Annotated in this window: 7 protein-coding genes and 1 tRNA gene; all 8 read right to left on the minus strand. The window is 56.1% G+C overall.

Features of this window, described 5'->3' with window-relative positions; translation table 11 throughout:
• Positions 1–31: 31 nt before the first annotated feature.
• Positions 32–4,084, minus strand: coding sequence for an nSTAND3 domain-containing NTPase (locus PSH57_RS18735; RefSeq protein ID WP_305415989.1), 4,053 nt, complete (start codon positions 4,082–4,084; stop codon positions 32–34).
• On the minus strand, positions 4,071–6,356 hold the full coding sequence (locus tag PSH57_RS18740) for an nSTAND3 domain-containing NTPase (protein WP_305384769.1): 2,286 nt from the start codon (positions 6,354–6,356) through the stop codon (positions 4,071–4,073). Before PSH57_RS18740 ends, PSH57_RS18735 begins: the two co-directional genes overlap by 14 nt.
• Before the next feature lie 833 nt (positions 6,357–7,189).
• A complete protein-coding gene (locus PSH57_RS18745) occupies positions 7,190–8,959 on the minus strand; it encodes an alkaline phosphatase D family protein (protein WP_305384770.1) in 1,770 nt (589 codons plus the stop codon).
• 5 nt (positions 8,960–8,964) lie between these two features.
• A complete protein-coding gene (locus tag PSH57_RS18750; protein WP_305384772.1) occupies positions 8,965–10,089 on the minus strand; it encodes a DUF4062 domain-containing protein in 1,125 nt (374 codons plus the stop codon).
• A 119-nt stretch (positions 10,090–10,208) separates the two neighbouring features.
• Positions 10,209–13,139 (minus strand): DEAD/DEAH box helicase, encoded by a 2,931-nt coding sequence (locus tag PSH57_RS18755; protein ID WP_305384774.1) that lies wholly within the window; start codon positions 13,137–13,139, stop codon positions 10,209–10,211.
• Between the two features lie 595 nt (positions 13,140–13,734).
• Positions 13,735–13,811, minus strand: a tRNA-Pro gene (locus PSH57_RS18760).
• Between the two features lie 91 nt (positions 13,812–13,902).
• Positions 13,903–14,259, minus strand: a complete 357-nt coding sequence (locus PSH57_RS18765) for a MerR family transcriptional regulator (protein ID WP_003179985.1) — start codon at positions 14,257–14,259, stop codon at positions 13,903–13,905.
• Entirely contained in the window at positions 14,240–14,542 is a 303-nt protein-coding gene (gene ihfA / locus PSH57_RS18770) for an integration host factor subunit alpha (RefSeq protein ID WP_002553164.1), read from the minus strand. Before ihfA ends, PSH57_RS18765 begins: the two co-directional genes overlap by 20 nt.
• Between the last annotated feature and the right edge of the window lie 2 nt (positions 14,543–14,544).

Consider the following 14,544-nt stretch of genomic DNA (forward strand, 5'->3'; position numbering starts at 1 on the left):
CGGACTTGTGCTTGCCCGTTCTCTGCGCCGGTCAAGGAACGACAATGCGATCTCCAAGCCGCTTTCGGACAGCTTCTCTCAACTGAACTTTGCCGAGATTGTCGAGAATGGAGGCTGAAAGAGGTTCGGAAGCCATCAACAATTGACGTCCGGGATGATCCGGTTCCAGCAGATCGAGGATTCGATCGGCAGTCGTACGATCGCGCCTGGCCATGGCGTTGGCGCCAACCAGCAGCAGAGCGCGTCGCTTGTTCGAGCTGGCGACCCGCTCAAAGAGTTTAAGGGCATTTTCCGCGGAAGCATGGGCGCCGACGAGATGAGCCGCTGACGCCGCAAGGATTGGCGGCGAACTCAGCAGAAACGCGGATGTCAGATGCGCGACAATGCTAGGGTCTACGGAATCGGCGTCGGCCAGGGCGTCAATGGCGTCGAGGCGTATCCAGCGGGCTTCCGGAATATTGACGAGGTTCGATATTTTCTGCTGGATTCTGGCGCTACAGCAATTCGCTGCGACGATCAGGGCATTTTGGCTAAGCGCGCGGTCGACCGTTGTGGCGGCAAGATCGAGAAGAGTATTGCCGATTGCATCGGATAAGGGACCGTTCACTGCAAGGGCAACGACCGCCTCTTGCGCAATATCAAAGCTTTCGGGCTCGTCGTAGTGCGGTTCAGCGCTCGACCAAGTGTCATGCATCAGAAACAACAGCGTTTTGAGGTGATCCGGGTGCGGCCGTTCTGCAAGCAGGGCGACTAGGGCGCGGCGAACGCGACTGCCAGGATCGGATGCCATTGTGAGGATTGCAGGCGGCAAGGGATCCGGGAGTGTCGGCGCAAGATGAAACAGCGCCGTACAGCGAGCATCGGCGCGCTGGTGGCGAAGCGCAGCCTCAATAAGGACGGTATCGCCAATCGCAATCGCCGCCTCGGTCGCACTGACGGCATGCTCTGTACGGCTGGCAATGGTCAGCCATTGGATGATCGCTGGCGAAGCGTCGCCACTGCTTGCGATGATGACCGGCACGACAAGGTCGAGCGCATCCGCATCGAGTTGCGAGGCACAAGCCGTCAGGAATGAGAGCGTCGGACCGTTGACCTTGCGAGCTTTCCGCTTCCTGGTCGGGAGCGCTTTGTAGATTTCCTTTAGTTCCCTTGGAAGCGCGCCTGTGATCAGCCTTAGGGTGGCCGCGTGACTGTCTTTCCCGAGTTGCCGGCGGGCGCGCTGCATGGCAGTTAGCAGGGTGACTTGTCGATCAGGCTGTCCACTATTCTCCTGGAATGCGGCGACCAGGGATTTTGGTGCGACTTTCAAAGCTGTGAGCGCAAGCTCGTCACACAGATCCACCTCAGAGGGAACTGAGCTGATCCGCGCCGTAAGCGTAGGCTCCAGCGCTGCGTTCCATTGCTCTCGCGCTGCCGCCCAGACATATGGCTCCTCATCCATACTCTTGCCCGCTACGAGAATCGCTCGAAGCTCGTCTTCACCCACCGGTCCGGGGGAGGTTAAGAGCGCCTGCGCCCAGGCACGGACCAACTCCGCTACGCGCGGATGGCTGGCAAGGACCAGCCAGCGACCCTCTACGCGAAGCTGACGGATGTAGGCGTCGATGAAGACACCGGATGTGTACCCGTCGCCGTCATGGTTCGACTGCGCGGCCTCTTCAGCGGCATGGTCCCGTTCGCCATCCTCAATTGCACGCCATTCCTCTCGGCCACTCTTAGCGTGTTGATGGTGGATGCTCGCGAGGTCGTCCAACGCAGCCTGCACTATCCTCTCGAACCCTGTTAGATCGCGCATGGCGCCGGCCGCGACAGCATTGGCGTTAAGCTCGAAGCCGTGGCCGACCATCTCGTGCGCGGCGTCGAGATAGGCGGTGGTCAGGTTGGGTGCGAAGCGATCGAGCCGCTTGGCGAAGTCCACTCCGTAGTCCCCTCGGTCGAAACCAAGCTCCTCACGAATAAATCGGGCGGCGACTTCGGTCGCGATGGGGCTCGCGGACACAGAGTCATACCAGGCATCGTCAAAGACCGGCGGCTGCCAGTTATGGGTGAAGAAGGAAGCCCCCCGCTGTGTACCTTTCAACAGCCATCGCGCCACGCGGCTTGGTATCGAGGCATCGCTACCTACCTCGGACGCCAGCTCCAGCAATGGTGCGAACTTGGAGGCGGGGTCCATGAGACTTTCGTCCAGCCAGGCATCGATCGCTTCCTGGCTGTTGGAGTCAATTGCGAAGTCTTGGTCAACGTCCTGTCGGCCAGCGAACGTGCGAGCAACTTCATAAACTCTGGCTGCCGTTTCCATGCCCCAGCTGCGTTGCGTTGACGGCAGCTGAACGAGCGCGGAGATCAGGGTCTCGATCGCAAACTCGGTCTGCCCCCAGCAGCCCCTTGCGAAGGCCTCAAAGCCTTGGCGGACGCTCGGATGAGCGAAGGCGATCGTGCGGGCCGGCTGCCGCAGATGGCGGGCCGCGACCATACGGTCTACGAGGCGATCCAAGCCATCGCCTAGCGCTCGATCAAGTCCACGTAGGGTGCGTTGAAGAGCGTGAAGTCGGGCGCGGTCGAACTGGCCCCGCGCCGCCAGCAGCGCCCAAACGATGGCTGAGGTTCCGCTAGTGTCGATAGATGATAGAGCTCTGACGACGACACCTTCCACCGCATCGCGCTGCGCCAACTCGAGCAGCCGGCGAAAGAAGACATGGTCTTCTTCCCCGGCATCCGGGCCGGTTTGCATGTGGGCGAAATACAGCTCTATCTCGAGCGGCGTCCCAAGCTTGTCTAGTACCTCATTGCGAAACGCGTACGCCTTGGTTTGCAGAGCGGCCGGTAGCTGATCCATGCGATTGTCATGAATGTCGCGGAGTTGACCATCCCGATACTGGCCGGCATCCAACTCGACCGACCACGTATTGAGACTCACCCCGACTTTGGCGCTCTGCATCATGTCGCTGCGGGACGTGATGACGAACTGGTGATCAGGCGTGGCCTTGGCGAGCAGGCGCGGCAGCTGCTCGGTCCATGCTTCGCTGCCCCCGCGTAGGCTAAATTGGCCCCACGGATCATCGACATAGAAGAGTGTCGATCCGTTGTTAACGACCTTACGCACGCTGGTCGGCGAATCGTCCGCGCCGATGGTAACAACTTCCAGCGCACCATCGCGCCGTCGCGCGATATCGCATAGCTTGAACGCCGCCTGCGTCTTGCCCGTACCTGAAGGGCCCATAATCACAACTGCATTCTTGTCGCTTAGGATTCTGAGCATCTCATCGAAGTTCGCAGGCGCCACGAAATGCTCAAGGCTGGCAGAGCTGGCCAGGAACCCGCCGTGCGTCCTTACCGTCGCGAGAAGATCGTCGCTCGTCCATAGACCGGGCGTGCTGCCTCGGGTCCTCCGCTTGGCTTCGAGACGCAGCGTTGCGATCAGATTTTGCTGCTCGACCTTCGGAACATGCAGCAGGTCCGACATCAGTTCCCGGGTATCGGATGCGAGCTGCTTTTCGGTGAGCCTGCCCCAGATCGCGACGCGGCCTTCGGGCGAAGCTTTCAGTGTGGCATGAAGTCTCGGAGGGAAGCTTGCCTTGTCGGATACCTCTTCGAAGCCTTCGACCAGCAGGTTACGCGCGACTCCCTTGGCGTCGGCATTGGTCACGAGCAGATAGCGGGTGTTCGGATCGTCGAGATGATGCAGTGCTTTTCGGCGCCCACCTTTTTTGTCGGAGCCGTGCTTGAGCAGACCTTCGAAATCTACGACCGACCAGGGCTCGCCGCTGTCCATTTTGATTTGGATGACAAGCTTATATCCGCCAGAGACAGTCGCACTGGGTTGTACCCGTCCTGGCACGTTGGGCTCCAGATCTGCCTCCAGATCTTCCTCGTTTGCCGGTTCCAGCACCAGGCGCGTAGCCGCTTTGGAAATGAGGAGGAGTTGCAGGGCTGCGAGGATCGAGACGTCTAGCTGATAGTCGAAACCGGCTTGAGCGGCGGCCGCGCCTCGCAGGGGACGCCTTGCTTCCGCGCGATCTGAGAAGGATGTGTCCGACGCGTCGGAGTGCGATTGCTTGATGTCTCGACGTTTATTTGTCGACATCGTCGAACACCGAGCGCTTTGTCACGACGGGGGTGGAAGCCGGAGCTTCCTCCTTCTTTGGCGTCACGATGTGCGTCCAATCCGCTTCGTCTTCGGAGCCTTCATCATGCTGGCGCTTGCGCTCTTCAAGCGCCTCGACTGAGCGTTTCACGTGATCGCGCGCGTCGTCGATCAAAGCCGTGGCGTCCGCGTCGACACCAATCGTCTCAATGCAATCAAGCACGCCGAGAAGCTTTTTAAAGTGGCTGTCAGGCTCTTCGTCCAAGTCAGCGTCGGCAGCGATCTCATCGATCCTCTCTTCGAGCGACGGCAGCACAGTTGTCCGCAGCGCCAATCCCACACCGATAAGCCTTAGCGGCGGTATGACCGCTAGCATCTGTGGCTCGTCGAAGAAGGAGACGTCGAGACCGTTGAGCACGGCAGATTCCAGCCTGTCGGCTACCTCAGAGCGCAGATCGTTAGGCAAGACGCTGAGGTGATGAGCACGTGCATAGGTGGCGATCCGGGGATCGTTGCTGGTGAGGTCAGATTGCCAGCATGGCCGTCGAAGTAGATTGGGAAATTGCTCGACGGCTTTGATGAACACGGCCTCGCTTGAACGATAGGAAAGGAAGTGGAACAGCATCCAATTGCGGTGTAGTTCGTCGGGCGTGCGGCCAAGTCGTGCGACCAGAGCGTCGTCGAGCGTTGTCTGGATGACAAGCGCATCTCGAATGAGCGGCGAGCCCTCGCATGTGAAGCTACTAAGAATGGTGTCGATAGTCGCGCCTCGTATGAGCGCCGCCATCATATGGGGCTTCTGGCGCAGAATCTCCGTTAGGGCGTCGGAGATCGTCGGATGGGCGAAGGTCCATTTTGATCCCGAAAGCTTCAGGAACGAGCCTTTCAGCTCAGCGAAACAATCCTGAATCTTAGTGAGAGTGTACCCAGTCAGCTCAGCGACCGCCTGTGCGGCCGAAACGTCATGATCGTTAGGATCGAATCCGGCCTGATGGACATACACGAGGATGAGCGCGGCCTGCAGCTGATCATCTAAGGCGTTGACGGTATCAATCAGATGCTCTGTCGGCTCCTCCATAAAGCGTACGAGTGAGCTTTCGCGGGGCGCTAGGCCCTTGGTGAAGTTTGGGTCGCCGAGACGTTCGGCGATCCCAGGGAGAAAATCGCGAACCGCAGCTACAGCGGCTAGATGCGGTTTGATGCTCGATCGCCAGCTCTGGCTCTGCTCACCGAAATTTACATGATTATAGAGAATCTGCGTCTTCTCTTCGAACGTCAACTCGCCAACATCCACCACGGCGCTACCGTCTGCGAATTGGGCAAGGTTGCGCTGCCCGAGCCGGCGCCGCGCCGCTTCATAGATATGTTTTCGGGAAGTTAGAAGAAATCGATTGCCATGCTTGATCGCGGCCCGCAGCTTGGAGAAGGCAGACGTCCAGTCCTGCACATAGTCGTCGCGTAGCACATTGGAGCCGAAGGCATCGTCGATCCAGAAGAAGCGCCCTGGATCATTAGGATTCCAACCGGCCTCAAAGTCGCGTGGGCTGGTCAGAGCAAGTACGGTGTTGTCTGGATTTTCCGACGCTATGGTCGACACGATGGCGCCAATCGCTGATTTACCGCTAGAGGGATTACCGAGTAGCAGCACTACGCCGTGCTCAGAGATAGCGTTGACCGCATCGCGATGAGCCTGCGTAGGCACATAGGTGCGAAGCTTTGGAATCCAGCTGTCAAGCAACGCCCGGCTCTGCTCGCTGAGCCGCTCATCTACGATCGAGGTGAGGTCGCCTAGGCCGTAGACCTGCGGAACGAGGGCCCGGAGGCGCGCGCTGCTCCTGATAACACGGACGATATACTGGCGACCGAGAATGTGCGGCTTACGCACGCCAAGCGCGCGGAGTTTGGCACGCATTGCGGCTGCGACAGGCGCATCTACGCTCATGTTCGTCATGAAGACGTAGGTTTCTGCTTGGCCGGCTTTGACCAGCTCCTCGACATGAGCGATCTCGGCGGTGAGATCACTGAGCTTCAACGCCTTTGCGGCATCGGACGTATGCTTGCATTGCACGGTTCCGATCAACAGGGCGTCGTTTTCTGCAGAAATGAGGAAGACCGCGTCCTGACCGCCGTCTTGAGCTTCGCGGAAGATTTCCACGGGCCGGCCGAGCACGACCTCGCATACCTGCGAGCATAGATCCTGAAACGCGCGCCAGCCGATGGTGTGGAGCGCCAGATCGGTCCAAGGGCCGTTGGCTCTACGTTCGGGCAGCACAGAAGACTCGATTAGCACACCCTCGTCCTTCATGCAGTAGCAACAACACGTAGAACGCCGACTGGCGTAAGATGGATTTCCGCGTTTGTGGCGTCGCAATTTGCATCCGAATCAAGACAGAATTTGTCGATGCAGCGTTTTTCGACTGTTCTAGCTGACGGCAGATTATTAGGAGGATCCATGGAAAGCCCAGAGCCGCAGACCACTAGAAAGCTGGCGGCGTTCATAGAGGCTAGAAGTCGAGTGAGTGTCTCAGGCGTCAAGCGCCCCCCATGGAGAAACATCTCGCCTACCTGATTCAGCTGCGATTTTATCGATCCGGTTGATCGCATTAGTAGCACTCACCGTTGTCCCTCACTTTGGCTTTCTCAAAGCCCTTCTTGACCTGATCAGTGATCGAAAGGGTCATGCTGTGCTTCACTCCCTTATCTTCTCAAATCTATACTGTCCGACCTTGCTCGCATAGCCTGACTTCAGACGCAGCGCAACTCGAGGGGACGCACACTTTAAATTTGAGCGACAGTGTCCGATGTTATTTCTAGTTAAGCCTGCTTTTCCTGAATCCCGATCTTCCACCATGAAGACTTCCAGCACGTGCGGATTCAACGCGATGGCATCCTGGAATTCTGTTAAGAATCCCCCTTCGCTATCGCCCGCACATCGTGTGCGAACGAGGGCAAACCTGGGGGCAAAATTTACGATCCGAATGTCTGCCCCCCCAGCCAGAGCCCAGATGAAGTTTTTTTGCGACCCTGAGAGTCTTCGAAAAGCAGGGCAGACGTTTGCAGAACACCGCCATCATGAACGATACAACTACTTTGCAATTGTGGAGCTCATTTCTGAGCCGGGTGCACCGCTTGCAGATGATTGGAAAACCCTACCTCATTTTCACAACGCCAAGTCGCCCACAGTTTGCATCCCGTCTCTCCGCCCATGTCCAGCTCAAACGCCAACCAGTTCCGAGCCGGCATCACATACCGATTAAAACCGGGGAACAACATCATCTCGACACAGTGCTGCACATCGATGGATTGGACCTTGCTGGCGGTATGGTTCAGCAACTGAAGAAAAAGCCGTTCGGCCACTCCAATCAACGACGGATGCACCACACCTGACGAAGTAAATTGCTGAATCTGCGCCCAGTTCGACGTTGGCGGAATATCCCTTCGGTAGCAACTGCCCCAGGCCGCGACATGCACGTCCCCAGAAGCAATGGATACACGCAGCATTCTCTGCTCAGCAATACGAGTCAGCGACTCCAGGAGTCGCTTACGCTCCCCCTCGTGATCCCCGTGCGACCAATGATCCTTAAGGTCATCAGCATTACTGTCGAGCACATGATCCTGCCCAAACGTATCGAGCAACCCTTCAGCCAGCGACAATTTGGGGTGCGCGACCGGAACCGAGGACAGGAAGATCAAGTGCTGACATTTGCTTCCAGGATAAGCAGGCTTACCGTCACGGAGCGTGTTGAGCCAAGCCTGCATAGCAGTCCAGGTATCGGCCCCCAGTACCTGGGTACGTGAACGCTCAGTGCGCAGATCAGCAACAAACAACGATACCGGCCCCAAGTGATAGCCGAAACTAAAGCCCGGCTGACCATCCAAGAGCGGCAAGGCCAATCGATCTCCCTTTAATCGGGCACTCCATTGCATCGGCTCATACTGTGGATCCTGCTGGGAAACGTTTGCACGCTGGAGCAATTGCAACGGCGGCAAATCATCAACGGCATGCTGCAACTGAAACACCCAGAACGCCCTACGCGCATGACGCATCAACACCTGGAATAACTCACAGTGCTGCATAGCCGGGCTGTAGGACCCCCAACCGTCGAAGATGTCGTGGTCGTCCCACATCATCACCGTAGGGATTCTCGCCATCGCATCAGCGGCATCAAGGTTCGGTTTGGAGTGCCCCCAGTCACGCCGAGTATCAGGCAGCCAACGATTGGCATAGAGCCCGAAATAATAGGATTCGATCTCCTTCTCCAGCGCCACGCTCACCTTGAACGCCAACTGCTCCTTGCGCGACATTCCGACCCATTTCTTGAGAGGCTTCACATCCTCCCAGATCGAGTCAAAGTAAATCTGATCACCCCCCATCAGCAGCAAGTGGAACCGCTTCAACCCCTTGTCATGGATTCGCCCTTCGTGCCAAAGCTGCTCCTTGTCCAGCACGTAACTCGCAGCACGCAAGTCACTGTCATGGTTGCTGATCAGGTCAGCCCAGACGGCGTTTTCAGGGCGCACTAACTTGCGCATTCCACTAGGATCCGAAAAGCCATTGCAAGAGACGTAGGCCATTCTTGGGGCATAGTCTTGTCCGGGAATGGAGAACTGCCATTGCGGCCCTCCCTGCCCTAGACCAAACTGAACCGTTCGCTCCTGCGCCTGCTGATCACAGCTCAGGTCGTAACGAAGGATGGTTTCTTTCGGACGCTCCAGCAAAACCTTCGGCGCCGGACAAGACTGGCCGTCAACAGAAAGAACAGGAAATGCGGCGCCAGCTACAACTCCGACTAACGCGGTCACCTGCCACTGCCCGGTTTGGCTTACGCCTCGGAATGACAACACGGGCCCCACAGTAAAAAGTGCTTTTGACATCCCTGTTATCTCCCTTCAAGTTCGGCGGCAATAACTTTGACAATCTTGGCGCGTGAAGCGGCTCTCTTGGCCAGAATTTGCGCTTCACCTGTTTGATCCAACCATTCCCTAAAACGCTGGAGCGCATGGCGCGTTTGCGACGCATCGCGACAGTTGGCCAGGAAGGCAAACTGTACTTTCTGTACATCATCAGCGACAAAAATACCGAAGGAACCGCTTACAACCGTAGCATCAGGAAAGCCTAACAACGTAGTGGCCTGAGTCTCTGTTGCTCCACGGTGACAGGCGATTAAATGCAACGGTCCTTCTGCACCTTTCAACAGATCAGCATGCTCATGGTCACGCAGAAAAGGCTTACCCACCAGCTCACGCGCAGCAGCAACCGTGAACGCAGCCGGGATTGCATGGACAAACACAACGACATTCACTCCAGCAATTGGAACAATGGCTAACGCTTCGCTAGCAGGGACTTTGCCACCATTGAGCGCCTGCAGTAACACCGCTTCCATCGCTCGTTTGCGCTGACGGAAGTCCATCCGTGTCCAATCCAGCGCCTGGCCCATATCGAAACGGCTCGAAGCCGCAGCGGTTACACCGCGCTGGGTCAGAACGACCAACGCATCGAGAAGCGCTTCCTGAACGCGGCTACGCAATTGCTCAACGGTTGAGACCATTCCACCCCTGAAGGGTGTCTGTTGTGCAATAAAGGCCTGGAAGCGCTGATTACGTGCTGTCTCAGCTACCTGGCCATCGCCTGTTGGGATATTTGGCATAGCGATGAAGCGCACCTTCCCCCGAGTAGTGGCTAGTCCCTCCATGTACTCCGCATGGCAAATACCAATGTCGCCGTCACCACTGGCCCAGCCGGCATTGCCATTGGACAGCACCAGTAGCACATCGCAATCCCTCACGGCTTGCAAACAGGCATCCCAGCTGTCCTGCATTCCGTCCGCAGAAGGTGCATCTTCGTTAATCCAAACTTCAAATACCTGTTTGCCAAATAGCTTCGTGCCCTCTATCTCACGTTTGAGTTGCTCTCGGATATTGCTGAGCGTTTGATCGCTGTCCGCGGGAAAGCGATCGTTACAACGACTGGACAGCATTACTTTGATTCTCTTTGACTGGGCCATCCTTGCTCCTGCCCCACTTCCGAGGCCTCAAAATTCTTTGATCAATGAATACCTTCCCGCCCTATCTCCAGATTCACCTGGCCAAGAAGCCGGAGGCAATATGGTGCCCCCCCTTTCTGTTAGGCACTGGTTACGACCCGGACATCTGAACCAGATACGTTCTTAATGTAGGAGTAACTGGTGCCGAGGACAGCAAGCTGATCAGCGGAGATTTTCGCTGCCGAAATGGCAGGCTGTACGATCACGAATCTGAAAATCATCTCGTGGTCGTGGCACTTGTTGCGAAGCAGCTCCAAATCTATTGGGTCACCCTTGAGGATTCTGTCGAACCCTTTCGGCAGCGATTGCTGGTACCGCCCCATCAATCGATTGAAGAATTTTTCCTCGGTGTGCAGCCACTTCACCGATCGTGACGCTTGGCCGCAGACCTCGTAGACATCGTTCACGCGAGCACCAGGCCGATCTTTTTGGGGGCAATACTTGCAGTGGTAAAGGTCGACAAAGATTGCGTCCTTGCTTTCTTTGATTGCCACCAAATCCGCAATCTCACCTGCGCCATCATCGTTGAAAATGAATGCATAGTCGTCCTCGATTTGGCTGTAGGTGAACCCTTGGACGGTGTCCATGTTACGAGTTGCCCTCATGGACTCGCTGTGGATCTGGGTCGTCCCCCAGTCCCAAGCCTCAATCAGCGCTATAGGAAGCTTCAAGTCCAAACTATTGGGTGTGTAGAACCGGTAATTACCCTCGACCATTGAACCGTCTACGGCTAGCAGGACCAAAGGGTTCGCATCCAGGTACTGCTCAAACGAGCTCTCTTCAGCGAAAATGATCTTCACCCCAGGGCAGGAGACTTTGTAGCTGTCGTTCAGTAACCGTATCGTGATGTCAGGAAGCTGACACTCCGTGCCATCTGCTGCTATGGCGATGACGGGCACTTCTAGTGTCAGATCGTCGGTCCGCTGAGGCTTGCCAAGCTCGACATCAAGCAGGTTGAAGATCTCACCATTGAGCGCCAGCGAAATTTTCTGCTCGTTTTCGATCGCAATGGGCTCAGGCCAATCAGCATAGAAGAGTCCAGTTGGCCAGGCTCCCTCAATCTTCTCCGAGCGAATCACATCCTTGAGCACTTCAGAAGGGTTGATCGTGGCATCGTTGAGTTTCTGCGAGGCACGTTTGCACCACTCAATCCAGTAAATGATGCTGGAAGAGTTCATCTCCCAGATTTTCCCCTTGTGAGAGCAGCCAACGGTGGTGCGCTGTCCATCTTCGTAGCCCGTCGCGAAGATGTTGGACTTCTTCGCCGTGCCGTTCTCGATTTCACTGATGACGGTATTGATGTCGCGCCCGACGTGCATCGTGAATCTCAGATCCTTGCGTGTCCTGGACAGCCCTACGTTCTGCAGCTTCATGAGCTTGATGTCGTGCAGAGTTCGGAATGTAGGCTCGCCGTTGATTCGCCTGGCATCTTTTGCAATCAAATTCAAAAACCGCGTCGCTTGCGACTCATCACCGGAGGAGTGAATGAATAGCGTCTTGTCGGGCGCGTGGTAGTACGCTAGGTAGAGAATCCAGTTGGTGTCAACGATCGCTGATGTCTGAGCCCATCCGACGGGAGATTCTCGTCGCGTCACCATGATGATGGTGTCTGAATCGTCGTTGATAGAAAGGAACTGCAGCGGTTCTTTCTTCTGCGAGAAGTGGTTGGCTTTCTCTGGCCGCCACTGGTCGCGCTCCACATGGTAGGCGATCGCACTGATTTTGGGGTTGGGGTTCAACCCGAAAATGTCCTCGGAGTCAGCATCATCTGGGAACTGCTCAGTGAATGTCTCCTTCTCGACCTCGCGGGCGATCTTGTCATGGCTCACGTCTCGAATCACGGCGCTCCAATCAGCACTTTCCTTGTAAAGCACCGACATCTGGTAATCGACTTTCTGGTTGGCGATGTTCGAGACGAATTTGGCATCACCTAAAGTGTCATCAACCCGGGTTAGACGACCGATGAACTGTAAGGTGACGGCCGGACTGCGATGCTGGTCGTGAATAGCCGCGATTTTCAACTCAGGCAGGTCAAAGCCTTCGCCCAGCATGTCCACGCAGACGATGATCTTGTATTTCTTCTCGACAATTTCACCCAGCAGTTTGACCCGATTCGGCACCTTGCTGTGGATGAGAATGGGTGAAAGGTCTTCATGCTTTTTGTAGAGTTCAAACAGGGATTCAGCCCGTTTTTGAGATCGTGCACGTACCATCAGTAGGTGGTCGAAGCCTTGTTCTCGATCGCCTCGTAACAACTCTACCGCCTTATCAGCAACCACTTGGTCAGCCAGTTCCAGGTTGTATTCGCGCACCGGGTGAAATTCGATCGCTTTGAAGTAGCCATCGATCTGCGCATCCTTCAACGGGTAGTTGTAGATAATTTTGCCTTCAAGAGGCTGGTTGTCCTCCCTGAAAGGCGTAGCAGTGAACTGCAGGCATGGCTTCTCTTTGAACGCGGTTTTCACCCTGCCCCACGTCATGGCGGCCACATGATGCGTTTCATCGATGATCAGGTGGCTGCAGAGCTCAGCTAAGGCTTGAAGGGACTCTGTGTCGAATCGCTGCAATGCTTGCGGGGTAGCGACAATTACATTCGCCTCGGCAAGCTGTTGCACATCTTCAGCCGACATTCCTGAGCCGATCGCCCTCACCACAGGGTTAAGTGCTGTGGCAGAAACAGCACCGATCTCCCGAAGTTTTTTCAGCCCGAGGCATTTTTCGACAAGCTGGGAGCGCAAGGCATCTGACGGGACGAGTACCAATGTCCTTGCCAACCGCCCTGCGATAAGCAAACCAAGCATGGTATCGGTCTTGCCGGTACCCGTTGGCATCACGATCGTTGCGGTCGTGGCCGGAGACATCACCAGGTGGCCCAGTGAAGCGTATAGGGCGGCAAGCTGAGGCTTACGCAAGCCTGGCGTATTGGTTTCCCGGACTGCCAGGTTGAAATTGAAGAGGTGTTGCTGCCAGCTTTGATAGACGTCTAAGTACTTCCCTGTAGCATCGGCCATTGCATTCACCACATTGAATGTGAAAATCAGCGCTGATTAGTCAGTGGCCACATGCTATCAGTGAACATCATCTTAGGTGTACCCTGAAAAGCAGCGCTCAAACCCGCCACCCGCTCTGCCTTCATCAACCGAAGATCGAGGCCAAAAAGTCTAATCTGCGATGGAGGTACACCGAAAGCCATCCGAATCCATCCTGGTCCCTGTCAGAAATCGCCATTCGCGATCGCTCGTACACCCGGTGCGAATGGGGGCATAGCGAATTTTTTCGACCTGTAACTCCCGCTCTAGAGCCTAGTCAAAATGTTCTTTGGAGAGAACGACCTTGACTGTATTTACAGACTTCGGGATTACCACGCTTTGCGGCGCGACTCTGCATCAACCGCAACCGCTCTCCAAATCGGCAACCCTTTAACAAGCGTCTTCGCGCCTTCAGGATCTTGTACTGATACGACCTGCCCGGGGGAAACGAGAGTCGAACGCCTCTCAAGTGGCATATCTACCGAGATCCAAGATATCCGTGGGAGTAAATGTGGGAGTATTTTTTAGACATGAAAAAGCCCAACCTTTTCAGATCGGGCTAAGTCATTGAAAAATATGGTCGGGACGGAGTGATTCGAACACTCGACCCCTAGCACCCCATGCTAGTGCGCTACCGGACTGCGCTACGCCCCGACTAGGCGTGAATCTTGTTCCGTCTCTCAACGGAACGCTCAGGAATATATATCGCAAGCTTTTGAAAACTGGAAGATTTAAAAGCAGAAATTTATTTCTTGAGCACCACCAGCACATCTTCAAGCTCGGCGATCATCTGGCGGATCATCTGTTTGTACTGGGTTGTATCGTCTTTGGCCTCATCACCGGAGAGGCGCAAGCGCGCTCCGCCGATGGTGAACCCCTGGTCATACAGCAGCGCGCGGATCTGCCGGATCATCAGCACGTCTTGTCGCTGATAGTACCGGCGGTTGCCGCGGCGCTTGACCGGGTTGAGTTGAGGAAACTCCTGCTCCCAATAGCGCAGCACATGCGGTTTTACCGCACACAGCTCGCTGACTTCACCAATGGTGAAGTAGCGTTTGCCCGGGATGACGGGTAGCTCGTCGTTATGACTTGGTTCCAGCATAAGCCTCAACTCGGGCCTTCAACTTCTGCCCTGGACGAAAGGTGACCACACGGCGAGCCGTGATCGGGATTTCTTCACCCGTTTTCGGATTGCGGCCAGGCCGCTGGCGCTTGTCCCGCAGGTCGAAATTGCCGAAACCGGACAATTTGACCTGTTCGTTGTCTTCCAGAGCGTGCCTGATTTCTTCGAAAAACAGTTCGACCAATTCTTTGGCCTCCCGTTTATTCAGGCCCAGCTCCTCATACAGACGTTCCGCCATCTCAGCTTTCGTCAGAGCCCCCATAC

It is taken from the genome of Pseudomonas hefeiensis (assembly GCF_030687835.1).
GTDB lineage: Bacteria > Pseudomonadota > Gammaproteobacteria > Pseudomonadales > Pseudomonadaceae > Aquipseudomonas > Aquipseudomonas hefeiensis.